Source organism: Pseudomonas sp. S37 (assembly GCF_016658545.1).
Lineage (GTDB): Bacteria > Pseudomonadota > Gammaproteobacteria > Pseudomonadales > Pseudomonadaceae > Aquipseudomonas.
In genome coordinates this window covers 1-26,669 of record NZ_JACVZC010000094.1, presented here as the reverse complement: position 1 = coordinate 26,669, position 26,669 = coordinate 1, and the positions used below count along the sequence as shown (strand labels likewise).

The window sequence follows — 26,669 nt, the reverse complement described above, 5'->3', positions numbered from 1 at the left end:
CTTCGCAGCCCTTTCCGACCGGTCCGGCGCCCCGGCAAGGCCGCTCCTACACTGACCGCGTTAACCGGTGAGGGGGCAAGACCGCAAAGCGGCCCCAATCATTTATGATGCAAATACTTGCCTTGCAGCCTTACGGGAGGGCCCAGAAATGGCCCAGGAAACCTACACCCGCACCAACCAGAAACTGTTCTTCGCCGGCCTCGCCCTGGAGTCCATGGCCAAGGCCGAGCAAAGCCAGGCCATGAACGCCCAGGGCCTGGTGCAGGCCGAGCGCGAGTCGGCGCTGTTTCACCTGTACGGCGCGCTGCTGGGTATGTGCCATGAAATCGGTGCCTTCTACCGCCTGCCTGTTGTGGCAACGGTCGAACAGGCCCTGGCTGACGATACCCTCAATGGCATCGCCATTCCGGAAGTGGCCGAACTACTGGAGCTGGCCCGTCAACGCGAAACCTGGCTGGCGCAATTGCTGAGTGCTTATGCCGATTTGTTCCGACCACCTGTCGCCAGGAAAGCGGCAAAAACCGACGTGACCCAGCCACTGATCCAGGCGGTCAATCTCGATGAGCCGGAGCATCCAGCGCTGTCGCGTGCCGAGCTGGAAAGCTGGCGCAACAACCTCAAAGGCCTGGTGAGACGTTTCCGCGACGCGTTGAGTGAGTGCTGATAACCGCAGCGGCTGGTACAATGCTGGCCTTTCGCGGAGAACTGCCATTTATGTCTACGTCGTTTCTGGAAATTGTCGAGTTGCCCGATGGCCGCATCGAACTGCGTCGCGCCGAGGATGAGGGCTCTCTGGTAACCCTGGATTTCTCGGAAGACGCCAAGGTATTCCTGCAGGGCCAGCATGTTGAAGTGGCCAAGGCCATGCTCAGCGTGGGCGTGCAGATGGCCGGTCGCCTGATGGATGGCGAGCTGGAGAAAGATGAAGGGCCACGCGTGCTGCACTGATGATGCAGCAGGGCGTCAGGCTTTTTGAAGTGACAGGCAAAGCCTGAACATCAGCCGAGGCGGATGTTCAGGCTTTGTGCATTTCCGGCACTGGCTGCGCGCAGCAACTGCTGGCGTGAAGTGGCGTTGACACTGCCCAGCCAGCTGACCACGGTATGGCTGAGGCCCAGGCGCAAGACTTCGCAGGCCAGTTGCAGCGGGCTTTGGTTGCTGCGAGGGTGCAGCAGCAGGATACGTTCACGGTTAAGGCCGGCATCGCGCAGCCAGGCCTGGGTCAGGCTCGATGGTGGGGCGATCAGGGTCAGCCAGCGGGTCTCGTCTTCTTCGCTCAGCTCGCGCAGTACCGGTGCCAGCAGGCTTTGGCAGTGCCCGGGGGCGCCGCGCAGCGACAGTTCGCTGAACAGTTCGGGCTGGGTGCTCTTGCGTGCCAGTTCGCTGGCTTTCAGGCCAGGTAGTATGGGTTGGGCGAGGAATGCTTCGAACAACGGCAACTGGGCTTGCTCGGGTGCGTGAATGAACTGCTGCATGACGCCTCCTGGATCAGCGGCGAATGACGCCGACGCTCAAGCCCTCGATCACCAGTTCCTGTTCTTTCAGGTCGACTTCGATGGGGGCGAATTCGGGGTTTTCGGCCAGCAGCCAGACCTTGCTGCCTTCGCGCTTGAAACGCTTGACGGTGACTTCGTCGCCGATGCGGGCTACCACGATCTGGCCGTTGCGGGCTTCGCGGCAGGTATGTACCGCCAGCAGGTCGCCGTCGAAGATGCCGACGTCCTTCATGCTCATGCCGTGTACGCGCAGCAAATAGTCGGCCTGGGGGTGGAAGAATGCCGGGTTGATGTTGCAGGATTGCTCGATGTGCTGTTCGGCAAGGATCGGTGCACCGGCAGCCACCCGACCGATGATCGGCAGGCCGCTTTCTTCGGCCTTGGCTTCAAAGCCCGGAATGCGAATGCCGCGGGAGGCGCCCGGGGTCATTTCGATCGCACCCTTGCGGGCAAGGGCCTTGAGGTGCTCTTCGGCTGCGTTGGGCGACTTGAAGCCCAGCTCTTGAGCGATCTCGGCGCGGGTTGGCGGAAAGCCGTTGTCTTCCAGGCAACGCTTGATGAACGCGAGAATTTCGGCTTGGCGTGGCGTGAGTTTCAACATATTGTGCGCTCTGTCTTTTTGTACAGTGACTGGGATTATATACAGTACTGGATGCGCTGCAAGCCATAACGCGCAATAAACGGCAGAGGTGGCGCTTGCCGCTGGCCGGCTGGCGCTTTTAAATGGCGACCGCCCGGTCACCGAGCCTTGACAGATGCAGGGCTGAAACGTATGTTTCAAACACCTGTTTGTCTGGCGGAGTACCCGGAGTAGTCATGGCCCAATCGGAAACCGTTGAACGCATTCTCGATGCTGCCGAGCAGCTGTTCGCGGAAAGGGGGTTCGCCGAGACCTCGTTGCGGCTGATTACCAGCAAGGCCGGGGTCAACCTGGCGGCCGTCAACTATCACTTCGGCTCCAAGAAGGCGCTGATCCAGGCAGTGTTCTCACGCTTCCTGGGGCCGTTCTGCGCCAGCCTGGAGCGTGAGCTGGAACGTCGCCAGGCCAAGCCGGAGCAAAAGCCCAGCCTCGAAGAGCTGCTGGAAATGCTGGTCGAGCAGGCACTGGCTGTACAGCCGCGCAGCAACAACGACCTGTCGATCTTCATGCGCCTGCTGGGCCTGGCCTTCAGCCAGAGCCAGGGCCACCTGCGGCGTTACCTGGAAGACATGTACGGCAAAGTGTTCCGCCGCTACATGCTGCTGGTCAACGAAGCCGCGCCACGTATTCCGCCGCTGGAACTGTTCTGGCGGGTGCACTTCATGCTCGGCGCCGCTGCCTTCAGCATGTCGGGTATCAAGGCCCTGCGTGCGATCGCCGAGACCGATTTCGGCATCAATACCTCGATCGAGCAGGTGATGCGCCTGATGGTACCGTTCCTGGCGGCGGGCATGCGCGCCGACAGTGGTGTTACCGACGACGCCATGGCCACCGCGCAACTGCGCCCGCGCAGCAAGACCAGCGCCACCACCGCCAAGGCTTGAAGGCTGGGCGGGGCGCGGCGCTTGGGCTAAGCTAGCGCGGCTTCTGTTCAGTCTTCAATGAAGGATTACCCATGACCGTCAGCCTGCAAGGCTCCCTGATGGTGGATATCGCCGGTAAATGGCTGACCGCCGAAGACCGTCACCTGCTGCGCCAGCCCGAAGTGGCTGGCCTGATCATCTTTGCCCGCAACATCGACAGCCCGCGCCAGGTGCGTGAGCTGTGTGCTTCCATCCGCGCCATTCGCCCCGAGCTGATCCTGGCGGTGGACCAGGAAGGTGGCCGCGTGCAGCGCCTGCGCCAGGGTTTTGTACGGCTGCCAGCCATGCGCGCGCTGGCCGATAACGACAATGCCGAATACCTGGCCGAGCAGTGCGGTTGGCTGATGGCGACCGAGGTGCTGGCGGTTGGCCTGGACCTGAGCTTTGCACCGGTACTTGACCTGGATCACCAACGCAGCGCTGTGGTCGGCAGCCGTGCCTTCGAAGGTGACCCGCTACGCGCCACGCAACTGGCCGGGGCGTTTATCCGTGGCATGAACGCGGCGGGCATGGCTGCCTGTGGCAAGCATTTCCCGGGGCATGGCTGGGCCGAGGCTGACTCGCATGTGGCCATCCCGACCGATGAGCGCAGCCTTGAGCAACTGCGCCAGGCCGACCTGGTGCCGTTCAGCCGCCTGAGCGGGCAGCTGGCGGCGGTGATGCCGGCGCATGTCATCTACCCGCAAGTCGACAACCAGCCGGCCGGCTTCTCGCGGCGCTGGCTGCAGGACATCCTGCGTGGCGAGCTGGGTTTTGACGGGGTGATCTTCAGTGATGACCTGTCGATGGCCGGTGCCCATGTGGTGGGCGATGCGGCCAGCCGTATCGAGGCGGCGCTGAGCGCTGGCTGTGACATGGGGCTGGTGTGCAACGACCGGGCGGCGGCAGAGCTGGCGTTGAGTGCGGCGCAGCGGATGAAGGTCAAGCCCTCGCCGCGGATTGCGCGGATGCGTGGGCAGGGCTTTGCACGGACCGATTATCGCCAGCAGCCACGGTGGCTGGAGGCGTTGGGGGCGTTGAAAGAGGCACAGTTGGTCGATTGAGTGGCGTTTGCCTGTGCGGGCCTCTTCGCGGGTGAACCCGCTCCCACAGGGATATCACTGCTCTCAAGGGCAGCGCTGTACCTGTGGGAGCGGGTTTACCCGCGAAGAGGCCCGCATTGACAATACAAATTCCTGATTTACCTCCCCCGCTTGCCAGGCAATGGCGCGAACAACGCCTCAATTTCTTCATCCCCAAGTCGCCACTGCCCAGCCTGCCCACCATCCAGCAGGCTCGCCGCCAGCGCCGCCTTCTCCTGCTGCAACACCTGGATCTTCTCTTCCACCGTCCCCCGGGTAATCAACTTGAACACGAACACCGGCTTGTCCTGGCCAATGCGGTAGGCGCGGTCGGTGGCCTGGTTTTCACTGGCCGGGTTCCACCAGGGGTCGAAGTGGATCACCGTGTCCGCAGCCGTCAGGTTCAAGCCCACGCCACCGGCCTTGAGGCTAATCAGGAACACTTCGCTGTCACCCTGCTGGAACTGCTGCACCGGCGTGCGCCGGTCGCGGGTGTCGCCGGTCAGCAGGCTGTAGCGGATCTTGCGCTTTTCCAGTTCCTGCTCGATCAGGGCCAGCATCGAGGTGAACTGCGAGAACAACAGTACCCGGCGGCCTTCGCTAAGCAGCTCTTCGAGCATTTCCAGTAGTGCGCCCAGCTTGCCCTTGTCGGCCTGGTTGCCTTTGCTTTCCACGCCTTTGACCAGGCGCAGGTCGCAGCACACCTGGCGCAGCTTGAGCAGCGCGTCAAGGATCACGATCTGGCTGCGCGCGGCGCCATTGCGGGCGATTTCGTCGCGGACCTTCTGGTCCATGGCCACCCGCACGGCTTCGTAGGTGTCGCGCTGGGCGTCGCTGAGTTCGACCCAATGCACCATCTCGGTCTTGGCCGGCAGCTCGGTCGCCACCTGTTCCTTGGTGCGGCGCAACAGGAACGGGCGGATGCGGCTGGCCAGGTGGGCCATGCGCTCACCGTCGCCGTGGCGCTCGATCGGCGTGCGGTAGTCCTGGTTGAAGCGCTTGAGGTCACCCAGCCAGCCGGGCATCAGGAAGTGGAAGATCGACCACAGCTCGCCCAGGTTGTTTTCCATCGGCGTGCCGGTCAGGCATACGCGCTGGGTGGCTTGCAGCTCGCAGACGGCGAGGGCGGCCTTGCTGGTGCTGCTCTTGATGTTCTGCGCTTCGTCCAGCACCAGTACATGCCAGGCTTGGGTACGCAGGTGTTCGAGGTCGCGCGGCACCAGTGCGTAGGTGGTCAGGACCAGGTCGTACTCATGCAGCTTGGCAAAGTGCTTGCTACGCCCCGGCCCGTGCAGGGCGAGTACGCGCAGGCTCGGGGCAAAGCGCTGGGCTTCGTCCAGCCAGTTGGGGATCAGGCTGGTCGGCATCACCGCCAGCGCGGGGCTGGCGAGGCGCCCGGACTGCTTTTCCAGTAGCAGGTGGGCCAGGGCCTGCAGGGTCTTGCCCAGGCCCATGTCGTCACCGAGGATGCCGCCAGTGCCCATTTCGCGCAGTGCCTGCAACCAGTTCAGGCCTTGCTGCTGATAGGGGCGCAGGCTGGCTTGCAGCCCGCTGGGTGGTTCTACCTGCAGGTCGCGGGCATCGCGCAGGCGGCGGCCCAGGTCGCGCACATGTTCGCCACCTTCCCAGTGCAGCGGCAGGCCTTCGATTTCGTTCAGGCGAGCGGCGTCGGCGCGCTCCATGCGCAGGGCCGGGCCTGCGGTGTCTTCGTGCAGGTACAGTTCGCCCAGAGTGCCCATCACGGCCTTGATACGGCCGTAGGGCAGGGCGACGCGCAGGGCCGGGGCATCCAGGCGGCCGCGGTTGAGGTCGATCAGCAGGTGTTCGTCGTCGCTGCGCCGGGCCAGCTCGCTGGGGCGCAGCAGCTCTGGGCTGCTGCGCAGCAGTTGCAGCACGATCGGCAGCAGGCTGTGGCGCTGGCCGTCGACCACGATGCCCAGTTCCAGGTCGAACCATTCGTGGCCGGGGGCTTCGTCGATGGTGGCGTACCAGTCGTCCACCTGTTGCAGGTTGAAGGCGAAGTCGCGGTGGATGTCGATGTCCCAGCCGGCTTCACGCAGGTGCGGCAGGCTTTCGCGGGCAAAGCGTAGCCAGGCTTCGTCGTCGGGCAGCTGGTACATTTCGCCGGCGCTGTCGGGCAGGGCTTTGCTCTGCCGGGTGGCGGCCTTGAAGCCCAGGTCGCGCAGGGTTTTGCGTAGCGCCTGTTCGGCCTGGGGCTGGCGGCGAATGCGTTGGCTGGTGGTGCCCGCCAGGCGGGTCAGCGGCTTGTCGTCGCTGCCATTGGCGCGCAGGCCGTCGTAGTCAAACGCCAGTGCGGCGCGGTGCTGCATCTGCCGTTGCATGCGGCCCGTTTTGGGCATATAGGCGCTGAATTCGAGGCTGCCCAGGGTCAGCCGCCCTTTTGGCATGATGCCATCGACCTGCTCAGTGCTCACGGTTGTGGGGGTGGGGACGTGGCGGTTCAAGGCGTTCAATCGATGACTCAAGGGAATAACCAGGTGCTCGGGTACCACGGGCGCGCGCGCAAGCTGGCTGGCAATGAAGGGGTCGAGGTCGTGGCGCAGCGTGCCGGTCACATGTTGCTGCCTGTCGACATAGTGCATCGGCTCGATGGGCACCGCCTGCAACGGCTCGTGGCCATCGTGGTACCAGGCGCCGCGGTAGCTACCATTATCCAGCCTGACCCAGCGGAACTCGGCATGCAGCTCCGGCCCGGGGGACAGGGGGATCAAGTCGTCCTCGAATAGCAGGCGGCCGGTGGCGAGGGCGTAGCTGTAGAGCTCCCCACCCTGTTTGCCTTCCAGTTGTGCCGCGGGTGTAGTCGTTTCGCTACGGGAATCGATCAGGCGCAAAAGCCGCGCATCATCTTCTGTGACGTAGCGAGGTGTGTAGTACAGCATTTCGGGCATCGATGTGATGCGACCGATCTTCAGTGTGTCGTCTGCCTGGCGGGTGCCTTTGATCGGTTCGAGTCGCCAGAGCGCTTGATCCACATGAATGCGGTAGTAGATTGCCGGGCCTTTGCGCGCGGGCCCTTGAGGTGTTGCAGGCTGGGACGGGGATTCAAGGGCCTGAACCCACAGGTTCAGGTCTGGTGGCAGCGACAGGCTGGATTGATCTTGCGCGGCTTCGGCGTCGAGGCTGCCCTGTAACTGCAGCAGCGCCGCAACGCAGTGCTTGCAGTTGTGCGTAACCGGACAGGTGCAGCGCCCGAACACGCGCAGGTCGCCATGGTTGACGATCAGTCGTATGGTTTGCTGGTAGGTCTGGCCTGCGGAGCCCTTGCAGATGGCTTCGATTACCGGGCCATGCTGCGACAGGATGCGAGCCTGCTCTTGCGCGGCATAATTGCGGCCTCGCACCATCGCACCGGCCTCGATGAAGTCGACCCAGTCCGGGTAGGCCCTCAACAGCTGCTGCGCATCGCCATCGCTCACATCACTGCTCCATCATCTCCGGGTTCATCGCCGGCATTTTCGGCGTACCCGGTGGCGTCACCTTCAGCAGCACCGCCAGGTGCCCGCCGTCGAGGAAGGTCAGCTGGCCGCCCTTGACGTTGCTGTTGCTCTGCTTGAACTGCTCGCTTTGCAGCACGCTGCCGTTGCCGTCCAGCTGGTTGACCCAGAAGTTGGCCTCGACCGCGATAAAGCGGCCTTCGGCGATGCTCAGGTTGCCTTCGATAGGGAAGTGGCCGAACTGCTCGGCGCCTTCGCCCAGGGCGATGCGGCTGGGTTCGCTGCCCACTTGCTGCTGCCAGGCCTTGTGCATCAGCACGGTGTAGTCGGCGGTAGCCTCCAGACGGGTGGCTTCATCTTCCAGTGCCAGGCGGCGCTCGGCGTCCTTCTCCAGGCGCGGGGCACCGGCGCTCCAGTCTTCCGGGGCGAACGGGCTGGTGAAGGCGGGCACGCTGTTTTGTCGCACCAGGAGCATTTCTACCTGATACAGGCCTTCAGCGAAGGCCGCCGGGGCGAACAGCGCCAGCAGCAGGGTCAGGCAACGGATGGCACGCATGGATCTTCCTTAGGCAGGCTGTGGGGTCAGGCGCTCGAACAGCGCCTCCAGAGTATTGAAGCGTTCGTCGGGGCGTTCCATCGGCACCAGGAAACGGAACTGGGTCGCGCCTTCGAACTTGTAGCGTTTGGGCTGGCCCTGGATCAGCTTGATCAGGGTCAGCGGATCGACCGGGGTTTCGGCCTCGAACTCGAGCTTGCCGCCGTTGGGGCCGGCATCGACTTTCTTGATGCCGAGCTTTTCCGCGTGCAGCTTGAGCGAGGTCAGGCGCATCAGGTTCTTGGTCGGCTCCGGCAGCAGGCCGAAGCGGTCGATCATCTCGACCTGCAGGTCCTTGAGGCCTTCTTCGTCGGCGGCCGAGGCAATGCGCTTGTACAGGATCAGCCGCGCATGCACGTCGGGCAGGTAGTCCTCGGGGATCAGCGCCGGCAGGCGCAGGTTGATCTCCGGGCCACCGCCCAGCGGCTGCTCAAGGTTGGGTTGGGTGCCCTTGCGGATCGCCTTGACGGCGCGTTCGAGCATTTCCATGTACAGGGTAAAGCCAACCGCCTGGATCTGCCCGCTCTGGCCTTCGCCCAGCAACTCGCCGGCACCGCGGATTTCCAGGTCGTTGGTGGCCAGCACGAAGCCGGCGCCCAGGTCCTGGGTGTTGGCGATGGCCTCCAGGCGTTTCTCGGCGTCGGCGCTGACCTTCTGCCGGGTCGGCGTGAGCAGGTAGGCGTAGGCCTGGTGGTGGCTACGGCCAACCCGGCCGCGCAGCTGGTGCAACTGGGCCAGGCCGAACTTGTCGGCACGCTCGATGACGATGGTATTGGCGCTGGGCACGTCGATACCGGTTTCGATGATGGTCGAGGCCACCAGCACGTTGAAGCGCTTGTGGTAAAAGTCGCTCATCACCTGTTCCAGCTCGCGCTCGCGCATCTGCCCATGGCCGATGCCGATACGTGCCTCGGGCACCAGTTCGGCGAGCTCGGCGGCGCATTTTTCGATGGTTTTCACATCGTTGTGCAGGTAGTACACCTGGCCACCGCGCAGCAGCTCACGCAGCAGCGCTTCCTTGACCGTGCTCTTGTTCTGCTCCATGACGAAGGTGCGCACCGACAGGCGGCGCGCTGGCGGCGTGGCGATGATCGACAGGTCGCGCATGCCTGCCACCGCCATGTTCAGCGTACGCGGGATTGGCGTGGCGGTGAGGGTGAGGATGTCGACCTCGCTGCGCAGGGCCTTCAGTTGTTCCTTCTGGCGCACGCCAAAGCGGTGCTCTTCGTCGATGATCGCCAGGCCCAGGTCCTTGAAGCGCACGTCGTCCTGCAGCAGCTTGTGGGTGCCGATCAGGATGTCGATCTTGCCTTCGGCCAGGTCGGCAGCGGCGGCGGCGACTTCCTTGGCCGACTTGAAGCGGCTCATCACTTCGACGGTCACCGGCCAGTCGGCAAAGCGGTCACGGAAGCTGTTGTAGTGCTGCTGGGCGAGCAGGGTGGTGGGCACCAGCACGGCCACCTGGCGGCCGCTGTGCACGGCAATGAACGCCGCGCGCATGGCCACTTCGGTCTTGCCGAAGCCCACGTCGCCGCAGACCAGGCGGTCCATTGGTTTGGGCGCCAGCATGTCGGCACGCACGGCCTCGATGGCAGCTTGCTGGTCGGGGGTTTCCTCGAACGGGAAGCCGGCGCTGAAGGTGGCGTAGTCGGCGGACGGGTCGGCAAACGCATAGCCCTTGCGCGCGGCGCGGCGGGCGTAGATGTCGAGCAACTCGGCGGCCACGTCGCGCACCTGCTCGGCGGCCTTGCGCTTGGCTTTTTGCCACGCCTCAGAGCCCAGCCGGTGCAGCGGTGCCAGGGCATCATCGCTACCGGTGTAGCGGGCGATCAGGTGCAGGTTGGCCACCGGCACGTACAGCTTGGCGTTCTCGGCGTATTCCAGGGTGAGGAATTCGGCAGCCTGGCCGTCGATTTCCAGGGTGGCCAGGCCCAGGTAGCGCCCTACGCCATGGTCGATGTGCACCACCGGCGCGCCTTCGCGCAGTTCGGTAAGGTTCTTGATCACCGCGTCGTTGGCGGTTTCGCCGCGCTTGTCACGGCGCCGGCGCTGCATTACCCGCTGGCCGAACAGCGGGCTTTCGGCAATCAGGGCCAGGCCTGGGTCGTCCAGCACCAGGCCGTCGTCCAGCGGGGCGATGGTGATTGCCAGGCGCTCGGCACCGGTAATGAAGTCATCCCAGCCGTCGACGGTGTGCGGCCGCAGCTTCAGCCGTTCGAGCAGTTCCAGCAATACTTCGCGGCGGCCCGCTGACTCGGCAGTGAACAGCACGCGGCCCGGGAACTGGTCGAGGAAGCTGGCCAGTTCGGCCAGTGGCTGGTTGGCCTTGGCTTCGATGGCCAGGTTGGGCAGGGCGCGTGCCGGGAAGCGCTCGCGGCCTGCGCCCGGGTCGAGGTCCTCGCTGCTGACCACCACCCGCGGCCATTGCTTGAGCCGGGCGAAGCAGTCTTCTACCGGCAGGAACAGCTCGGCCGGCGGCAGCAGTGGCCGGCTGAGGTCGCCGCGGCGGTCTTCATAACGCCCGCGCACGTCGTTCCAGAAGTGTTCGGCCGCCTGTTCCACGCCCGGCAGCGAGAACACCTGGGTGTCGGCCGGCAGGTAGTCGAACAGCGTCGAGGTTTCTTCGAAGAACAGCGGCAGGTAGTACTCGATACCGGCAGGGATGATGCCGCTGGCCAGGTCCTGGAAAATGGCGCTGCGGCGGAAGTCGACGTCGAAGCGCTCGCGGAAGCGCGCCTTGAAGCGGGTGACTTCCTCCTTCTGCATCGGGAATTCGCGCGCCGGCAGCAGGCGGATCGAGTCGACCTTGTCGATCGAGCGCTGTGTCTCGGGGTCGAACGTGCGCAGGGTTTCGATTTCGTCATCGAACAGGTCGATGCGGTAGGGCAGCTTGCTGCCCATCGGGAACAGGTCGATCAATGCGCCACGCACGGCGAACTCGCCATGCTCGTAAACGGTGTCGACGCAGCGGTAGCCGCTGGCCTCCAGGCGCGTACGCATCTGCTCCACGTCGATGGTCTGGCCCACATCCAGCACCAGGCTGCTGCCCAGCAGGAAGCGCGTGGGGGCCAGGCGGTGCAGGGCGGTGGTGACCGGCACCACGAGGATGCCGTGGCTCAGCTCCGGCAGGCGGTACAGGCTGGCGATGCGCTGCGAGATGATGTCCTGGTGCGGCGAGAACAGGTCGTAGGGCAGGGTTTCCCAATCGGGAAACGGCAGCACCGGCAGGTCCGGGGCAAAGAAGCGCAGCTCCTGTTCCAGACGGTCGGCGGCCTGGCTGTCGGCCGTCAGCAGCAGGGTGAAGCGGCCAGCGCTGCTGGCGGCCTCGGCGATGGCAAGGCTGAGGGCGGCACCGGGCAGGTTGCCCCAGGTTTGTTTGCCGGCCGTGGCCGACATTTGCGGTAGGCGCAGAACTGACACGGGAGATTGCACTCCAAGCGTTGCGGCAAAGAGACCGATTGTACCGGTGACGGTGCCGGCTGTCAGGCTCGAAAGGCCATGAACGCTGGCTTGCGTCACTGCGACAGGCGCTCATTGCCGGTTCCGCGTTGGGGCGTCATAATGTAGCCCCTTTTTTCTGTCCCTACATGTGGAAGGTTCCCGTGACTCAGAAGCCCGACCAGTGTCTTGGTGAGTGGATTGATCGTGAAGCCCTGGCTGAAGCGATGATCCCGCTTATCGGTCAGCTCTACCGCAACAACAACGTGGTGAGCTCGATTTATGGCCGCAGCCTGATCAACCGTTCGGTTATCTCGATCCTCAAGGCGCATCGCTTTGCGCGTCATCGTCAAACCGACGAAACCGAACTGTCCGTCCACGAGACATTCCCCCTGCTCAAGGCCATGAGCGAGCTGAAACTGGGCGCCGCTTCGGTTGACCTGGGCAAGCTGGCCAACAAGTTCAAGCAGGAAGGCAATGGCCGCACTGCCGAGCAGTTCGTCCGTGAAGAGCTGGCCGAAGTGGTTGGCCAGCAGAACGCTTCGGCGCGCAAAGGCACCGACGTTGTCCTGTACGGCTTCGGCCGCATCGGCCGCCTGCTGGCGCGCATCCTGATCGAGAAGACCGGTGGCGGCGACGGCCTGCGCCTGCGCGCCATCGTCGTGCGCAAAGGCGCCGAGAACGACCTGGTCAAGCGTGCCAGCCTGCTGCGCCGTGACTCGGTGCACGGCCCGTTCGATGGCACCATCACCATTGACGAAGCCAACAACACCATCACCGCCAACGGCAACCTGATCCAGGTTATCTACGCCAAGAGCCCGAGCGAAGTCGACTACACCCAGTACGGCATCGAAAACGCGCTGATCGTCGACAACACCGGCGTATGGCGTGATGCCGACGGCCTGGGCCAGCACCTGGCCTGCCCGGGCGCTGCCCGCGTGATCCTCACCGCACCTGGCAAGGGCGCGCTGAAGAACATCGTGCACGGCATCAACCACGGTGACATCGCTGCCGATGACAAGATCATCTCGGCCGCTTCCTGCACCACCAACGCCATTGTGCCGGTGCTCAAGGCTATCAACGACCAGTACGGCATCGTCAATGGCCACGTCGAAACCGTTCACTCGTTCACCAACGACCAGAACCTGATCGACAACTTCCACAAGGGCAGCCGCCGTGGCCGTGCCGCGCCGCTGAACATGGTCATCACCGAAACCGGCGCCGCCACTGCTGCCGCCAAGGCACTGCCAGTGCTGAAGGGCAAGCTGACCGGCAACGCCATTCGCGTACCGACGCCGAACGTTTCGATGGCCATCCTCAACCTGAACCTGGAAAAGGCCACTACTCGCGACGAAATCAACGAGTACCTGCGCCAGACCGCCATGCACTCCGAACTGCACAAGCAGATCGACTACGTGGCCTCGCAGGAAGTGGTTTCGACCGACTTCGTCGGCTCGCGCCACGCCGGTGTGGTTGACGCTGAAGCGACCATCGCCAACGACAACCGCGTTGTCCTGTACGTCTGGTACGACAACGAATTCGGTTACAGCTGCCAGGTGGTTCGCGTGATGGAAGACATGGCCGGTGTGAACCCGCCAGCGTTTCCACGCTGATTCGCTTGTAAGGCAATGAAAAAACGGGAACCTTCGGGTTCCCGTTTTTTTATCCAGAATTTGTGTTGCCAGTGCTGGCCTCTTCGCGGCGGTTCGACGCCTCGATGAACCCGCTCCCACAGGATTATCGCTTCTCTCAAGGACTGTGCGATCCCTGTGGGAGCGGGTTCATCGAGGCGTCGAACCGCCGCGAAGAGGCCAGCACTGGCAACTGAGAGTCGGAATCTTGCGCACAGCCTTGCTTTTCATCCTTCTGCTACTCACCGCCTGCAACCAGGGCCCCACCCTGGAGCGCCTGGGCGGCCCCACCATGGGCAGCAGCTACAGCATCCAGTACGTGCGCGAGCCCGGTGGCCCGGCGCCGGCGCAGGTGCAGGCAGCAGTCGAAACCATCCTGCACGACATCGACCAGCATTATTCCACCTACCGCGGCGATTCCACGGTCAGCCAGTTCAACCAGTTGCCCGCCAACCAGTGCCTGGCCCTGCCGGCCGACATGCTCGAACTGGTCAGCCTCGGCCAGCACCTGGCCGAGCAAAGTGGCGGCGCCTTCGACCTCACGGTAGAACCATTACTCGACCTGTGGGGCTTTGGCCCCCAGGCCCGCCACGAGCAAGTACCCCACCCGCAGGCCCTGGCCCAGGTGCGCCAGCGCGTCGGCTACCGCCACCTGCACATCGACGGCCAGGCCCTGTGCAAGGACGCCCCGGTACAGCTCGACTTCAACAGCATCGCCGCTGGCCATGCGGTCGACCTGATCGCTGCCAGGCTGCAGGCCATGGGCATCGCCAGTTTTGTTGCCGAGGCCACCGGCGAACTCAAGGCAGTGGGCCGCAAACCCGATGGCAGCCCCTGGCGCATCGCCCTGGAACTGCCACGCGCGGACCGCCAGATCGCCCGCCAGATCATTCCGGTCAATGGCCTTTCAGTCTCAACCTCGGGTGACTATCGGCACTATTTCGAGCAGAATGGCCGGCGCTATTCGCACACCTTCGATGCCCGCCTCGGGCGCCCGGTCGAACACGACCTGGCCGCGGTTACCGTGCTTGACGCCTCGGCGCTGCAGGCTGATGGCTATTCGACGCTGCTGCTGATCCTGGGCCCTGAACAGGGCTGGGATTTTGCTGTGGCGCATGGCCTGGCCGCGGTTTTGGTGACTCGGGCAGAGGGTGGCTTCGTCTCCCGAGCTACGCCCGCGTTTGAACGGGCGGTGAAAGGCGAGTGAAAGCACAAGCAGGGATGATTGCCGCCAGGGAAAGGGTGAAGCATATGTAGTGCGGGCAAAATTGGCCTACGACGCGACCAAGGGTTAATGTGCGCGGCGTTCACGCTTGATTAGACTGCACCCGAATTTTCTCATGACGCCCCGGCGGCATGATCGCGCCCCGCGAGCGACCGTGGCTTGCGGGCCAGTTCTGAAGGAGTACGCATGGCTGTCTACAACTACGACGTAGTGGTGCTGGGTTCCGGCCCGGCCGGTGAAGGCGCGGCAATGAACGCCGCCAAAGCAGGGCGCAAGGTAGCGATGGTCGATGACCGTCGCCAGGTTGGTGGCAACTGCACGCACCTGGGCACCATCCCGTCCAAGGCACTGCGTCACTCGGTGCGGCAGATCATGCAGTTCAACACCAATACCATGTTCCGCGCCATCGGCGAGCCGCGCTGGTTCTCGTTCCCGGACGTGCTGAAAAGCGCCGAGAAGGTAATTGCCAAGCAGGTGGCTTCGCGCACTGGCTACTACGCCCGCAACCGTGTTGACGTGTTCTTCGGCACCGGCAGCTTCGCCGACGAGCAAACCGTCGAAGTGGTGTGCCCGAACGGCGTGGTCGAAAAACTCAACGCCAAGCACATCATCATCGCCACCGGCTCGCGCCCGTACCGCCCGGCCGACATCGACTTCCACCACCCGCGCGTCTATGACAGCGACACCATCCTCAGCCTCAGCCACACTCCGCGCAAGCTGATCGTGTACGGCGCCGGCGTGATCGGTTGCGAATACGCGTCGATCTTCAGCGGCCTGGGCGTACTGGTGGAACTGGTCGACAACCGTGGCCAGCTGTTGAGCTTCCTCGATTCGGAAATCTCCCAGGCGCTGAGCTACCACTTCAGCAACAACAATATCACCGTGCGCCACAACGAAGAGTATGAGCGCGTCGAAGGCCTGGACAACGGGGTGATCCTGCACCTGAAGTCGGGCAAGAAGATCAAGGCCGACGCCTTGCTGTGGTGCAATGGCCGTACCGGCAACACCGACAAGCTGGGCCTGGAAAACATCGGCATCAAGGTCAACAGCCGTGGCCAGATCGAGGTCGACGAGGCCTACCGCTCCAGCGTGCCGAACATCTATGGCGCGGGTGACGTGATCGGCTGGCCAAGCCTGGCCAGTGCCGCCCATGACCAGGGCCGCTCGGCCGCTGGCAGCATCGTCGACAATGGCAGCTGGCGCTTCGTCAACGACGTGCCAACCGGCATCTACACCATTCCGGAAATCAGCTCGATCGGCAAGAACGAGCAGGAGCTGACCCAGGCCAAGGTGCCGTACGAGGTGGGCAAGGCCTTCTTCAAAGGCATGGCGCGTGCGCAGATTGCCGGCGAGCCGCAGGGCATGCTGAAGATCCTGTTCCACCGCGAAACCCTGGAAATTCTCGGCGTGCACTGCTTCGGCTACCAGGCTTCGGAGATTGTCCACATTGGCCAGGCGATCATGAACCAGCCGGGTGAGCAGAACAACCTGAAGTACTTCGTCAACACCACGTTCAATTACCCAACCATGGCCGAAGCCTATCGGGTAGCTGCCTACGACGGCCTGAACCGGCTTTTTTGAGCGGCTCCGACCGGTGGCCTGAGCCGGTCGGAGAGACCGATTTCAACCCTGCCCGAGGGTGGTCTTGGCCAAACCGGGAAAGTCTGTAATCAGGCTGTCCACGCCAAAATCAGCGAGCCGGCGCATCAGTGCCGGTTCGTTGACCGTCCATACCGACACGTGCAAACCCTGACCCTGCGCTTTCAGCAGGCGCTCGGGGGTGCACAGCGTCCAGTTCAACGCCAGCAGCTCGCAGCCATAGTTCTGTGCCACCTTCAGCGGGTCGAGCCAGGCGTATTCGGCCACCAGCCCGCGCTTAACGTCCGGTACCAGCTCTAGCGCAGCGCCCAGCACTTCGCGCGAACTGGAGGTGATGGTCACTTTGTCCAGCAGGCCGTATTGCTGGGCCAGCTCACGAATTGCCAGCACCGTGGTGGCGGCGCGGGTGCGCGAGGCGCTTTTCACTTCCAGTTGCCAGTGCTCGAACGGGCATTTTTCGAACAGCGTTTGCAGGGTTGGGATAGGGCAGGGTTGTACATGGCCCGGGCCGCCTTTGCGAGCGTCGATCTTGACCAGTTCCGCGGCTGGGTGCTCGACCACCTTGCCGCGCCGGCCGGTGGTGCGCTTGAGGGTAGCGTCGTGGATCACCATCAGCTCGTTGTCGGCTGACAGGTGCAGGTCCAGTTCGCAGCGGTTGACGCCGTGGGCCAGGCACTGCTGGAAACTGGTCAGGGTGTTCTCGGGTGCTTCGCCCTTGGCGCCGCGATGGCCGTAGATCAGGGTCACGTTCGTTCCTTCAAATCAGAGAAAACAGGTTCAGGAGGCTGGGTTGTTCTGTTCCAGTTGCTGGCGCCGTTGCTGCTGTTGGCGCTGCAGGATGTAGCGGGCCAGCAGTTGCCGCTGGGCGTCGGTCATGTCGATGAATTCGGTGCCGACGTCGAAACTGCCGTTGGCGCGTGGGTCGCAATGGGTGACCTTGCCGCGCAGCAACAGGCCGTGGGCGCGTGGCATCAGTACCATTTTTACTTTTACCTGGGTGCCAGGGGCAACCGGCGCGGTTTGCACGAACTCGATGCCACCCTCGGAAATCTTCACCGGCTGGGGCTGGCCTACTTCGCCGAGCAGGGTATGGGCAACCACTGCGCTGAGCAGGTCGAGGCGCTTGTTCTGCGCGCGCAGGAAGGCGGCGAGGGTGCGGTCCTTGTCGCTCAGTTGGCGCAGCAGGTGCTGCGACTCGAAGTCGGACAGGTGCAGCTCGCTGAGCAGGTTGAACAGCGGGGAATCATCTTGCAACACATCTGGGTCAAGGGCTTCGGCCGCGCTGAGAGGGCTGATTTGAAGTGCGATCCGGTCTTCGATGCGGTAATATTCGCGGCGATCTTCTTCGTCTAATGTCGTCATGGCGAACCCAAGGTAGCGGCGGTGGTCCGAGTGTAAAGCCGCCGTAGGCGCCTCGCCACAAGGACGTTCCCTTTCATCCGAACAAGCCCCGACATGTTCAGACCTCTTTTCGCATTTATCGGCACGCGTTATACCCGTGCCAAACGACGCAATCACTTCGTCTCGTTCATTTCCCTGACCTCGATGATCGGCCTCGCCCTGGGCGTGGTGGTGATGATCGTGGTGTTGTCGGTAATGAACGGTTTCGACCACGAGATGCGCACCCGCGTGCTGGGCATGATCCCCCATGCCACGCTGGAGAGCGGCCAGCCCATTGCCGACTGGCAGGCCCTTGCCCAACAAGTAAAGCAGAATCCGCAGGTGGTGGCGGTTGCGCCGTTCACCCAGATGCAGGGCCTGCTGACCCATGACGGCAAGGTGCAGAAGGTGCTGCTCAACGGCATCGACCCGGCCCGCGAGCGCGAGGTGTCGATCATCGACAACTTCGTCCTGCAGGGCCGCCTGGACCAGTTGGCACCGGGCGAGTGGGGCATCATGATCGGCGACAAGGCGGCCGCCAAGCTGGGCGTGGCCATTGGCGACAAGCTCACCTTTGTCGCCCCCGAGGTCAGCGTGACCCCGGCCGGCATGTTCCCGCGCATGAAGCGCTTCACCGTGGTTGGCACCTTCCACGTTGGCGCGGGCGAAATCGACGGCTACCTGGGCCTGACCAACATCAGCGACCTGTCCCGCCTGCACCGCTGGAAGCCCGATCAGGTACAAGGCCTGCGCCTGAAGTTCGACGACCTGTTCCAGGCGCCGCGCGTTGCCTGGAGCATCGCCCAGCAACTGGGTGACCAGGAGTACTACAGCCGCGACTGGACCCGTACCCACGGCAACCTGTACCAGGCGATCCGCATGGAAAAGGCCATGATCGGCTTGCTGTTGCTGCTGATCGTGGCGGTGGCTGCGTTCAACATCATTTCCACCCTGGTGATGGTGGTCAACGACAAGCGTGGCGACATCGCCATCTTGCGCACCCTGGGCGCCACGCCCGGGCAGATCATGCTCATCTTCATGGTCCAGGGCACGGTGATCGGGGTGATCGGTACCCTGATCGGCGCGGTGGTCGGCATTCTTGCGGCGCTGAATGTCAGTGCCGCGATCGCCGGCATCGAGACGCTGATCGGGCACAAGTTCCTCAACGCCGACGTGTATTTCATCGATTACCTGCCATCGCAGATCCAGGCCCAGGACGTGTACATGGTCTGTGGTGCGGCGCTGGTCCTGAGTTTCTTCGCCACCCTGTACCCGGCCTGGCGTGCGGCGCGCACCCAGCCTGCAGAGGCGCTACGTTATGAGTGAGTCGCGCATGAGTGATAAAGCCGTTCTGAGTTGCCGCAACCTGGGCAAGTCCTACGACGAGGGCCCGGAGTCGGTACAAGTGCTGTCCGGCCTCAACCTGGAGCTGCACGCCGGTGAGCGCATTGCCATCGTCGGCAGCTCGGGCTCTGGCAAGAGCACGCTGCTCAATCTGTTGGGTGGCCTCGACCGGCCCACCCAAGGCAGCGTCTGGCTGGCGGGCGAAGAGCTGTCGGCGCTGGGCGAACGTGCCCGCGGCCTGCTGCGCAACCGTGAGCTGGGCTTTGTCTACCAGTTCCACCACCTGTTGCCGGAGTTCACTGCCATCGAGAACGTGTGCATGCCGCTGCTGATCGGCCGCACGCCCATTCCCGAAGCGCGTGAGCGTGCCGAGGCGCTGCTCAAGCGCGTGGGCCTGGGCCACCGCCTCAACCACAAGCCGGCCGAGCTGTCCGGTGGCGAGCGCCAGCGTGTGGCGATTGCCCGGGCACTGGTCAACCGTCCTGGCCTGGTGATGCTTGACGAGCCTACCGGCAACCTCGACCACCATACCGCCCAAGGCATCCAGGAACTGATGCAGGAGCTGTCCAGCGCCTCGCGCACGGCGTTCCTGGTGGTGACCCACGACCTTAACCTGGCGCGCCAGATGGACCGTGTATTGAAGCTTGACGACGGCCACCTGGTGGCGATCTGATCGACTGCACGGGGTGGCAGGTGCTGCCCCGTTTTCCTGTTTTCATTGGGTGATTTCGTACATGTTCAGACCCTTGCCCATCTTCATCGGCGCGCGCTACACCCGAGCCAAGCGCCGCAACCACTTCATCTCGTTCATTTCGATGACCTCGATGATCGGCCTGTCGCTGGGCGTGCTGGCGATGATCGTGGTGCTGTCGGTGATGAACGGCTTCCAGCGCGAAATGAGCTCGCGCATCCTTGGCCTGGTGCCGCATGCCGCCATCCTTGGCGTGCAGCCGCTGGACGACTGGCACAAGGTGGCCGACGCGGCCCTGCAGAACCCGGCGGTAATGGCTGTAGCGCCGATTACCGAGATGGAAGGCATGCTCTCGTACAAGGGCGCAATGCAGCCGATCCAGGTGGGCGGTATCGACCCGGCCGAGGAGAGCAAGGTCTCGATCGTTGGCCAGCATATCGTCCAGGGCCGCTTGCAGGACCTGCAGCCGGGCGAGTTCGGTGTGGTCATCGGCGAGCTGACGGCTCGGCGTTTTCGCCTGAATACCGGCGACAAGCTGACCCTGATCGTGCCGGAAATCAGCAAGGAGCCGGGCGGCATCACCCCGCGCATGCAGCGCCTGACCGTGGTCGGCATCTTCAAGGTTGGCGCTGAACTGGATGGCTCGCAGGCCTACATCCATGTGGCCGATGCCGCCGAGATGCAGCGCTGGGCGCCGGGCCAGGTACAGGGCGTGCGCCTGAAGCTGCACGACCTGTATGCCGCGCCGCAGGTGTCCAAGGCCATTGCTGCCGGGTTGGGCGACGCCTACCGCGCCGATGACTGGTCGCACACCCAGGGCAGCCTGTTCAGTGCGATGAAAATGGAGAAGACCATGATCGGCCTGTTGCTGATGATGATCATCGCGGTGGCGGCGTTCAACATCATCGCCACCCTGGTGATGGTGGTGAACGACAAAGGGCCGGACATTGCCATCCTGCGTACCCTGGGCGCCACGCCGGCGCAGATCATGGGCACGTTCATGGTCCAGGGCAGCCTGATCGGTGTTGTCGGCACGTTGATCGGTGGTGTGCTGGGGGTGATTGCGGCGTTCAACGTCAGCCAGATCGTCGGCTGGCTTGAGCGGGTGAGCGGGCAGCACATCTTTACTTCGGATGTGTACTTCGTCAGCAGCTTGCCGTCGCAGTTGCAGTGGGGCGATGTGGTGATGATCTGCTCGGCGGGGCTGGTGATGAGCTTCCTGGCGACCATTTACCCGGCTTACCGGGCGTCGCAGGTGCAGCCGGCGATTGGTCTGGCGGTTTGATACCTGCTTCAGGCTATTGAAGGACCCTGTGGGAGCGGGTTTACCCGCGAAGAATCCGACGCGGTGCATGGCACCGGCTTCGCCGGTGTTCGCGGCGGTTCGACGCATCGATGAACCCGCTCCCACAGGGATAGCGCTTCCCTCGATTTCAACGCGCTTCGGCAAACTCGATCACGAACCGCGTCCAACCACCCTCACACTCCGCCCGAATGCGCCCACCATGGGCCTGCACGATCGACCGGGTAATCGCCAAGCCCAGCCCCGCATGCTCGCTACTGCCTTCCCGTCGCGCGGGGTCCACCCGGTAGAAACGGTCGAACAGCCGCGGTAGCGCCGCTGCCTCGATCGCCACCCCTGTATTGGCCACGCTGATGCTTGGCCCCGGCGCCAGCGTCACCCGTATCTGCCCGCCCGCCGGGGTAAAGCGCAGGGCGTTATCCAGCAGGTTGGACAGCGCCCGGCGCAGCATATGCCGGTCACCGTGCAGAACGGCTTCACCCTCACGCAGCATCTGTACATCGCCGTCTTCCGCCAACGGCGCGTAGTACTCCAGCAGCGCATCCACCTCATCATGCAGCGCCAAAGGCGCCTGCCCCGGCACCAGAAGGCCATGGTCGGCCTTGGCCAGGAACAGCATGTCGTTGATCATCTGCGCCATCCATTGCAGTTCCTCCAGGTTGCCATGCAGGGCTTCGCGGTATTCCTCAAGGCTGCGCGGGCGGGTGAGGGTGACCTGGGTGTGGGTCAGCAGGTTGGACAGCGGTGTGCGCAGTTCGTGGGCGATATCGGCCGAAAACGCCGACAGGCGCTGGAAGGCATCGTCCAGACGCTGAAGCATGGCGTTCATGCTGCTGGCCAGTTCGGCCAGTTCTTCGGGCATCTGCGCCACCGGCAGGCGGGTGGTGAGCGACCGTGCTGAAACGCTGGCGGCCACCTGGCCCATCTGCCGCAGCGGGCGCAGGCCGCTACGTACAGCCCAGGCACCGAGCAGCGCGGTGGCCAGTGCCGACAGGCCGACCGTCAGCCAGATCAGGCGCTGCATGCCTTGCAGGAAGTGCTGGTGGTGGGTGATGTCCAGGTACAGGGTCAGCTGTGGCGACTGCGTGGCACCCTGCATCAGGTGCACGGCTAGGCTGCGGTAGTCGGTGCCCTGTGCATGCAAGGTGGCCAGCCCGACGGGGAGCGGCGCCTGGGGCAGCCCGCTGCGGCTTTCGAACCAGGTGGTGCCGTCAGCGCCGCTGACGCGCAGCGCCAGGTCGGCCTGATGGCTCAGATCGTCGCGCAGGGCGGGCAGGCGTGCCTTGAGGTCATCCATGTTGCTGATGCCCGCCAGTTGCGTGCGAAACAGCGACAGCCGCGAGCCCAGCAGTTGCTGGTCGAGTTCGACGAAATGCTGCTCGCTGGCCCGGCTGAACAGCAAGCCGGCGCCGAGCGAGACGGCGGCGGTGCAGGCGGCGAACAGCAAGGCCAGGCGGGTGCCGAGGGATAGCCGGCGCATCACTCGGTGCGCTCTTCAAGGACGTAGCCCATGCCGCGCACGGTATGAATCAGCTTGTTGGGGTGCGGGTCGTCGATTTTCAGGCGTAGGCGGCGAATTGCCACTTCGATCACGTTGGTGTCGCTGTCGAAGTTCATGTCCCACACCTGCGAGGCGATCAGCGACTTTGGCAGCACCTCGCCCTGGCGGCGCAGCAGCAGTTCGAGCAGGGAGAATTCCTTGGCGGTCAGGTCGATACGGTTGCCGGCGCGCTCGGCGCGGCGGCGGATCAGGTCCAGGCGCAGGTCGGCCAGGCTCAGCGTGGTGTCCTGGCTGGGGCTGGCGCCACGGCGCAGCAGGCTGCGCACCCGGGCCAGCAGTTCGGAAAAGGCAAACGGCTTGACCAGGTAGTCGTCGGCGCCCAGTTCCAGGCCGTGTACGCGGTCCTCGACGGCGTCGCGGGCGGTCAGGAACAGCACCGGCGTGTCCAGGCCGGCCTGGCGTACAGCTTGCAGGATCTGCCAGCCGTCACGGCCGGGCAGCATCACGTCGAGGATCAGCAGGGCGTGGTCGCCGGTCAGGGCAAGGAACTGGCCGGTCTCGCCGTCGGTGGCCAGTTCGGTGGTAAAGCCGGCCTCACTCAAGCCCTGGCTCAGGTATTGGCCGGTGCGGGCCTGGTCTTCGACGATCAGCAGTTTCATCAGGTGGCTTGACTCCAGCAGGCGATGCAAAGCCACTGTAGGAGCGGGTTTACCCGCGAAGAATCCAACACGGTGGATGGCACCGGCTTTGCCGGTGTTCGTGGCGGTTCGACGCTTCGATGAACCCGCTCCTACAGGGACCGAGTGATGCTGAAATGATACGTGACGATGTGCCGGCACGCCCAAACTGACAAAGTTGTAATCTGCCTGTCAGGTAGCTGCCAGTCGCCCCTGACTAATGTGGCTGCATCCCGTTGTGTATTCCCGGAGTCATCATGAAACGCCTGTTCATTGCCACCGCCCTTGCCCTGGCCAGCCTGCCGACCTTTGCCGGCGAGGCGCAAACCTTCGCCTTTGGCGAGCCGGCCCCGGCTTCCAAGGCCACCCGCACGGTCAACGTGGTGCTCAAGGACATCGCCTTCGAGCCCGGAAACCTCGAGGTGAAAGCGGGCGAAACAGTGCGCTTCGTGCTGGTAAACGAAGGCAAGCTGCCCCACGAATTCAACCTGGGCGACAAGGCCATGCATGCCGAGCACCAGAAGGAAATGATCGCCATGCAGGGCAAGATGTTCACCGCAGGCATGAACCATGAGGGCATGGACCACGGCCAGCAGATGGACCACGGCGCCGGCCATGGTCATGGTGGCGGCAACACCGTACTGGTCATGCCCGGCCAGCGCGCCGAGCTGACCTGGACCTTCCGCAAGTCGGCGCCTATCGAGTTTGCCTGCAATGTACCGGGGCACTACCAGGCCGGCATGGTCGGGGCATTGACCATCGAGTGACTGGCCCTGCAAGGCGGGGTGCAAAACCGGTAGACTAGGGGCAATTTCGAACCTCCAGGTCAGTTTACATGCATCCCGCTGCCGAACACTCCCCGCTGGGCAAGTCCAGCGAATACGTCGCCACCTACTCCCCGGAGCAGCTGTTCCCGATCCCCCGTACCGCCAAGTGGGCCGAGCTGGGCGTCACTGCCCAGACCCTGCCGTGGCAGGGTGTGGATTACTGGAACTGCTTTGAACTGAGCTGGCTGCTGCCTTCGGGCAAGCCGGTGGTGGCAATTGGTGAGTTTGCCATTCCGGCCGATTCGCCAAACATCATCGAGTCCAAGTCGTTCAAGCTGTACCTCAACTCGCTGAACCAGACGGTGTTCGCGTCGCTGGGTGAGTTGCAGGCCTGCCTGGAGAAAGACCTGTCTGCAGCGGCCGGCAAGCCGGTGGGGGTGAGGGTGCGCACCTTGGCCGAAGTCGAGGCCCAGGGTGTGGTGGCCTTGCCGGGGCTGTGCATCGATGCACTGGACGTGGCCATCAGCAACTACGAGCAGCCGCAGCCAGAGCTGCTGCGCTGCAGCACGGAACGGGTGGTGGAAGAAACCGTGCACAGCCACCTGCTGAAGTCCAATTGCCCGGTTACCGGCCAGCCGGACTGGGGCAGCGTGGTGGTCGAGTACAAGGGCAGGGCGCTGGACCACGCCAGCTTGCTGACCTATCTGATCAGCTTCCGCCAGCATGCCGACTTCCATGAGCAGTGCGTGGAGCGCATCTACCTAGACTTGAAGAACCTGCTGCAGCCGGAGCACCTGACGGTGTATGCGCGTTATGTGCGCCGGGGTGGGCTGGATATCAATCCGTACCGTAGCACTGGGGCGATCAGCCCGGATAACAGGCGCCTCGTCCGTCAGTAAGGTTGAAACGGGACCCTGTGGGAGCGGGCTTGCCCGCGAATTCGTCGGTGGCATTACCACAGCATTCGCGGGTGAACCCGCTCCCACAGAGGGCCCTGAACAGCCTAAATGCCCATGCTGTGCAGCGAGTTGGCAATGCTGCGCAGGGTGGCGGTGAGGTCGGGGTGGTCGGCCTCGAAGCGTTCGATCGCCAGGTTCACACCATCCACCAGGTTATTGTCCGGTGTGGCTTCTTCAAGTTTCAGTTGCGCCTCGATCTGGCGTGCTTCTTCGTGCAGTGCGGCCAGTTCTTCTTCCGAAAGCGGTACGTTGCGGTCCAGTTGCTCGCGCAAGCTGTTCAGGCGCTCTTGCAATTCGCGGGCAGGCATTGGCTGTTCTCCATCAATGGCTTGGCAAAGCCATGGACCTCAGCGAAGCGGCAAAGGTTCTGGCTTGTGTTCAGCGTAATCCACCTGCCGCTGCTTTGCATGATCCGCGTCAACGCGGCTGTATCAGGGTTTTTCGCCTTTGCGCCGGCGCAGGGCGATGTCCTGCAGGCAGGTGTCCAGCGCTTCGAGGTGGTCGATCACCGAGTGCACGCCCAGGCTGAACAACGCCAGCGTCGCCTTGCCGCGGGCCAGGTCCTGTTCCTGCGGGCTCAGGGCTTGCCATTGCTGTGAGCTGTGGTCGCAGAGCGGGCTGCAGGCAGCCAGGCCGACCGTCCATAGCCCGGCGTTGAGCCCCGACTGCAGCAGGCGCGGGTCGCCGCTGACCAGCACGCAGCCGTCCAGGCGTTCGCTGTCCAGGGTCATCAGCGCCTGCCAGCAGGCGTTGGGTGCCGGCCAGCGCACACCGTTCACCGAATGCCCCGGCAGCCAGTCAGGCAGCACATGGGCCAGGCGCTTGCTTTGCGTGCTGGCAAGGTCATCCAGCCAGATGCACGGCACCTGGCGCTGGCGCAGGCCGGCGAGGGTCGCCAGGGCGCCGGGGGCGGGCGAGGGGGCGCCATTGGCGGCCTGCACCAGGCAGCCGCGCAAGCCGAACAGCACAGCGGTAAAGGCGGGTGCAGCGTCCATGGCAACTTCCCCCAAATAGTCCGCAGGCTATGCGGTGAATGTTACCGCCCTGTGACACTGGCCCTTGCACAACAGTTGTTCACAAAATTTTGCGCAAAAATGTGTAAAGCTGTTTATCAGCCCGCAAGCCTCTATACTGCCGCCTTAAAAGCAGCGCGACCCGTTGCGCTTGCGGCCGAGAAATTCGATGGAGAGACATCTATGCGTAGGATCGGTGCCAGTGTGATCGAACGAGTCACCCAGGCCTGTGTCTGCGCCAGCATGCTGCTGGCGCCCGTGGCAGCCACCCAGGCTGCCACCGAGGAAGATCCCTGGGAAGCGGTCAACCGCCCGATCTTCCGTTTCAACGATACGGTCGACACTTATGCCCTCAAGCCACTGGCCAAGGGCTACGAGGCGGTAACCCCGCAGTTCCTCGAAGATGGCATTCACAACATCTTCCGCAACCTGGGGGACGTGACCAACCTGGCCAACAATATCCTGCAGCTCAAGCCGCATGCGGCGGGCGTGGATACTGCGCGGCTGATCGTCAACACCACCTTCGGCCTGGGCGGTTTCTTTGATGTGGGCACCAAAATGGGCCTGCAGCGCAGTGACGAAGACTTCGGCCAGACCCTGGGCTACTGGGGTGTACCGAGCGGCCCGTACGTGGTCATCCCGTTGCTGGGCCCAAGCACCGTGCGTGATGGCGTGGCCAAGTACCCGGACACCTATACCAAGCCCTACCGCTACATCGACCACGTGCCGACCCGCAACTCGATCTTTGCCCTGGACGTGATCGACACCCGTGCCAGCCTGCTGTCGGCCGAGAAGCTGATCCAGGGTGACAAGTACATCTTCATTCGCAATGCCTACCTGCAGAACCGCGAGTTCAAGGTCAAGGATGGCGAGGTCGAAGACGACTTCTGACAGGCCGCAGCGCCGAGGCTCGGCGCGCAGCCTTGTAGGAGCGGGGGGGGGGGGGGGGGGGGGGGGGGGGGGGGGGGGGG

Annotated in this window: 24 protein-coding genes; 13 read left to right on the top strand and 11 right to left on the bottom strand. The window is 63.8% G+C overall.

What is annotated here, in order from left to right; all coding sequences use genetic code 11:
* Positions 1-148: 148 nt before the first annotated feature.
* Both IAE39_RS22235 and IAE39_RS22230 read left to right on the top strand, forming a co-directional pair.
* A complete protein-coding gene (locus IAE39_RS22235; protein WP_201206572.1) occupies positions 149-664 on the top strand; it encodes a DUF6586 family protein in 516 nt (171 codons plus the stop codon).
* Between the two features lie 50 nt (positions 665-714).
* Positions 715-948 (top strand): hypothetical protein, encoded by a 234-nt coding sequence (locus IAE39_RS22230; protein ID WP_201206570.1) that lies wholly within the window; start codon positions 715-717, stop codon positions 946-948.
* 50 nt (positions 949-998) lie between these two features.
* Here IAE39_RS22230 and sulA read toward each other — a convergent pair whose 3' ends face one another.
* Positions 999-1,475: an SOS-induced cell division inhibitor SulA gene (gene sulA / locus IAE39_RS22225; RefSeq protein WP_201206568.1), complete on the bottom strand. Its 477-nt coding sequence runs from the start codon at positions 1,473-1,475 to the stop codon at positions 999-1,001.
* Between the two features lie 13 nt (positions 1,476-1,488).
* A complete protein-coding gene (gene lexA / locus IAE39_RS22220; RefSeq protein WP_110745794.1) occupies positions 1,489-2,097 on the bottom strand; it encodes a transcriptional repressor LexA in 609 nt (202 codons plus the stop codon).
* Positions 2,098-2,312: 215 nt separating this feature from the next.
* On the opposite strand from lexA, the gene IAE39_RS22215 reads away from it, so the two are divergent.
* Together IAE39_RS22215 and nagZ are read left to right on the top strand one after the other, a co-directional pair.
* Complete coding sequence (locus IAE39_RS22215) at positions 2,313-3,020, top strand: TetR/AcrR family transcriptional regulator (protein ID WP_201206567.1); 708 nt, start codon at positions 2,313-2,315, stop codon at positions 3,018-3,020.
* Between the two features lie 83 nt (positions 3,021-3,103).
* Complete coding sequence (gene nagZ / locus IAE39_RS22210) at positions 3,104-4,102, top strand: beta-N-acetylhexosaminidase (RefSeq protein WP_201206574.1); 999 nt, start codon at positions 3,104-3,106, stop codon at positions 4,100-4,102.
* A 137-nt stretch (positions 4,103-4,239) separates the two neighbouring features.
* Here nagZ and IAE39_RS22205 read toward each other — a convergent pair whose 3' ends face one another.
* Genes IAE39_RS22205 through mfd form a run of 3 tightly spaced genes read right to left on the bottom strand, consistent with a single transcriptional unit; the run spans position 4,240 to position 11,590 of the window.
* Entirely contained in the window at positions 4,240-7,557 is a 3,318-nt protein-coding gene (locus IAE39_RS22205) for a DEAD/DEAH box helicase (RefSeq protein ID WP_201206565.1), read from the bottom strand.
* Between the two features lies 1 nt (position 7,558).
* Positions 7,559-8,131, bottom strand: coding sequence for a CsiV family protein (locus IAE39_RS22200; protein WP_201206563.1), 573 nt, complete (start codon positions 8,129-8,131; stop codon positions 7,559-7,561).
* A 9-nt stretch (positions 8,132-8,140) separates the two neighbouring features.
* A complete protein-coding gene (mfd, locus tag IAE39_RS22195) occupies positions 8,141-11,590 on the bottom strand; it encodes a transcription-repair coupling factor (RefSeq protein ID WP_201206561.1) in 3,450 nt (1,149 codons plus the stop codon).
* 167 nt (positions 11,591-11,757) lie between these two features.
* Between mfd and IAE39_RS22190 the strand changes: the two genes are divergently transcribed.
* The 3 genes from IAE39_RS22190 (at position 11,758) to sthA (ending at position 16,045) form a co-directional block, all read left to right on the top strand.
* On the top strand, positions 11,758-13,221 hold the full coding sequence (locus tag IAE39_RS22190; protein ID WP_201206559.1) for a glyceraldehyde-3-phosphate dehydrogenase: 1,464 nt from the start codon (positions 11,758-11,760) through the stop codon (positions 13,219-13,221).
* A 226-nt stretch (positions 13,222-13,447) separates the two neighbouring features.
* Positions 13,448-14,446 carry an FAD:protein FMN transferase gene (locus IAE39_RS22185; protein ID WP_201206557.1) on the top strand — a complete coding sequence of 333 codons (999 nt, stop codon included), beginning with the start codon at positions 13,448-13,450 and terminating at the stop codon, positions 14,444-14,446.
* A 204-nt stretch (positions 14,447-14,650) separates the two neighbouring features.
* A complete protein-coding gene (sthA, locus tag IAE39_RS22180) occupies positions 14,651-16,045 on the top strand; it encodes a Si-specific NAD(P)(+) transhydrogenase (protein ID WP_201206555.1) in 1,395 nt (464 codons plus the stop codon).
* Positions 16,046-16,087: 42 nt separating this feature from the next.
* Here the strand turns inward: sthA and IAE39_RS22175 are convergent, their stop codons facing one another.
* Positions 16,088-16,810 carry a glycerophosphodiester phosphodiesterase gene (locus IAE39_RS22175; protein WP_201206553.1) on the bottom strand — a complete coding sequence of 241 codons (723 nt, stop codon included), beginning with the start codon at positions 16,808-16,810 and terminating at the stop codon, positions 16,088-16,090.
* Between the two features lie 30 nt (positions 16,811-16,840).
* A complete protein-coding gene (locus IAE39_RS22170; RefSeq protein ID WP_201206551.1) occupies positions 16,841-17,425 on the bottom strand; it encodes a PilZ domain-containing protein in 585 nt (194 codons plus the stop codon).
* Positions 17,426-17,518: 93 nt separating this feature from the next.
* Between IAE39_RS22170 and IAE39_RS22165 the strand changes: the two genes are divergently transcribed.
* From IAE39_RS22165 to IAE39_RS22155, 3 genes are all read left to right on the top strand, one after another.
* Complete coding sequence (locus IAE39_RS22165) at positions 17,519-18,769, top strand: lipoprotein-releasing ABC transporter permease subunit (protein ID WP_201206550.1); 1,251 nt, start codon at positions 17,519-17,521, stop codon at positions 18,767-18,769.
* Positions 18,770-18,776: 7 nt separating this feature from the next.
* Entirely contained in the window at positions 18,777-19,460 is a 684-nt protein-coding gene (gene lolD, locus IAE39_RS22160) for a lipoprotein-releasing ABC transporter ATP-binding protein LolD (RefSeq protein ID WP_171577286.1), read from the top strand.
* A gap of 61 nt (positions 19,461-19,521) precedes the next feature.
* Complete coding sequence (locus tag IAE39_RS22155) at positions 19,522-20,763, top strand: lipoprotein-releasing ABC transporter permease subunit (protein ID WP_201206548.1); 1,242 nt, start codon at positions 19,522-19,524, stop codon at positions 20,761-20,763.
* A gap of 148 nt (positions 20,764-20,911) precedes the next feature.
* On the opposite strand, the gene IAE39_RS22150 is transcribed toward IAE39_RS22155, so the two are convergent.
* Positions 20,912-22,264, bottom strand: coding sequence for a heavy metal sensor histidine kinase (locus IAE39_RS22150; RefSeq protein WP_201206546.1), 1,353 nt, complete (start codon positions 22,262-22,264; stop codon positions 20,912-20,914).
* Entirely contained in the window at positions 22,261-22,941 is a 681-nt protein-coding gene (cinR, locus tag IAE39_RS22145) for a two-component system response regulator CinR (RefSeq protein ID WP_201206544.1), read from the bottom strand. The genes IAE39_RS22150 and cinR overlap by 4 nt, the downstream gene beginning before the upstream one ends.
* A 275-nt stretch (positions 22,942-23,216) precedes the next feature.
* Here cinR and IAE39_RS22140 point away from each other — a divergent pair, with 275 nt between their 5' ends.
* Together IAE39_RS22140 and queF are read left to right on the top strand one after the other, a co-directional pair.
* Positions 23,217-23,726 carry a cupredoxin domain-containing protein gene (locus tag IAE39_RS22140; RefSeq protein WP_201206542.1) on the top strand — a complete coding sequence of 170 codons (510 nt, stop codon included), beginning with the start codon at positions 23,217-23,219 and terminating at the stop codon, positions 23,724-23,726.
* Positions 23,727-23,794: 68 nt separating this feature from the next.
* A complete protein-coding gene (gene queF, locus IAE39_RS22135) occupies positions 23,795-24,625 on the top strand; it encodes an NADPH-dependent 7-cyano-7-deazaguanine reductase QueF (RefSeq protein WP_201206540.1) in 831 nt (276 codons plus the stop codon).
* Between the two features lie 104 nt (positions 24,626-24,729).
* Here the strand turns inward: queF and IAE39_RS22130 are convergent, their stop codons facing one another.
* Together IAE39_RS22130 and IAE39_RS22125 are read right to left on the bottom strand one after the other, a co-directional pair.
* Entirely contained in the window at positions 24,730-24,993 is a 264-nt protein-coding gene (locus tag IAE39_RS22130; protein WP_003248815.1) for a DUF4404 family protein, read from the bottom strand.
* Between the two features lie 123 nt (positions 24,994-25,116).
* The gene (locus IAE39_RS22125; protein ID WP_201206538.1) at positions 25,117-25,680 is read right to left on the bottom strand and encodes a phosphonoacetaldehyde phosphonohydrolase-related protein; all 564 of its coding nucleotides are present in this window, start codon (positions 25,678-25,680) and stop codon (positions 25,117-25,119) included.
* A 201-nt stretch (positions 25,681-25,881) separates the two neighbouring features.
* On the opposite strand from IAE39_RS22125, the gene IAE39_RS22120 reads away from it, so the two are divergent.
* A complete protein-coding gene (locus tag IAE39_RS22120) occupies positions 25,882-26,589 on the top strand; it encodes an MlaA family lipoprotein (protein ID WP_201206536.1) in 708 nt (235 codons plus the stop codon).
* Positions 26,590-26,669: the final 80 nt, after the last annotated feature.

Excerpts from the sequence above, each read along its gene's own strand:
- IAE39_RS22235 (WP_201206572.1), top strand. The coding sequence starts at position 149 with ATGGCCCAGGAAACCTACACCCGCACCAACCAGAAACTGTTCTTCGCC.
- IAE39_RS22230 (WP_201206570.1), top strand. The coding sequence starts at position 715 with ATGTCTACGTCGTTTCTGGAAATTGTCGAGTTGCCCGATGGCCGCATC.
- sulA (WP_201206568.1), bottom strand. The coding sequence starts at position 1,475 with ATGCAGCAGTTCATTCACGCACCCGAGCAAGCCCAGTTGCCGTTGTTC.
- lexA (WP_110745794.1), bottom strand. The coding sequence starts at position 2,097 with ATGTTGAAACTCACGCCACGCCAAGCCGAAATTCTCGCGTTCATCAAG.
- IAE39_RS22215 (WP_201206567.1), top strand. The coding sequence starts at position 2,313 with ATGGCCCAATCGGAAACCGTTGAACGCATTCTCGATGCTGCCGAGCAG.
- IAE39_RS22200 (WP_201206563.1), bottom strand. The coding sequence starts at position 8,131 with ATGCGTGCCATCCGTTGCCTGACCCTGCTGCTGGCGCTGTTCGCCCCG.
- IAE39_RS22190 (WP_201206559.1), top strand. The coding sequence starts at position 11,758 with ATGTGGAAGGTTCCCGTGACTCAGAAGCCCGACCAGTGTCTTGGTGAG.
- sthA (WP_201206555.1), top strand. The coding sequence starts at position 14,651 with ATGGCTGTCTACAACTACGACGTAGTGGTGCTGGGTTCCGGCCCGGCC.
- IAE39_RS22170 (WP_201206551.1), bottom strand. The coding sequence starts at position 17,425 with ATGACGACATTAGACGAAGAAGATCGCCGCGAATATTACCGCATCGAA.
- IAE39_RS22165 (WP_201206550.1), top strand. The coding sequence starts at position 17,519 with ATGTTCAGACCTCTTTTCGCATTTATCGGCACGCGTTATACCCGTGCC.
- lolD (WP_171577286.1), top strand. The coding sequence starts at position 18,777 with ATGAGTGATAAAGCCGTTCTGAGTTGCCGCAACCTGGGCAAGTCCTAC.
- IAE39_RS22155 (WP_201206548.1), top strand. The coding sequence starts at position 19,522 with ATGTTCAGACCCTTGCCCATCTTCATCGGCGCGCGCTACACCCGAGCC.
- cinR (WP_201206544.1), bottom strand. The coding sequence starts at position 22,941 with ATGAAACTGCTGATCGTCGAAGACCAGGCCCGCACCGGCCAATACCTG.
- IAE39_RS22140 (WP_201206542.1), top strand. The coding sequence starts at position 23,217 with ATGAAACGCCTGTTCATTGCCACCGCCCTTGCCCTGGCCAGCCTGCCG.
- queF (WP_201206540.1), top strand. The coding sequence starts at position 23,795 with ATGCATCCCGCTGCCGAACACTCCCCGCTGGGCAAGTCCAGCGAATAC.
- IAE39_RS22130 (WP_003248815.1), bottom strand. The coding sequence starts at position 24,993 with ATGCCTGCCCGCGAATTGCAAGAGCGCCTGAACAGCTTGCGCGAGCAA.
- IAE39_RS22125 (WP_201206538.1), bottom strand. The coding sequence starts at position 25,680 with ATGGACGCTGCACCCGCCTTTACCGCTGTGCTGTTCGGCTTGCGCGGC.
- IAE39_RS22120 (WP_201206536.1), top strand. The coding sequence starts at position 25,882 with ATGCGTAGGATCGGTGCCAGTGTGATCGAACGAGTCACCCAGGCCTGT.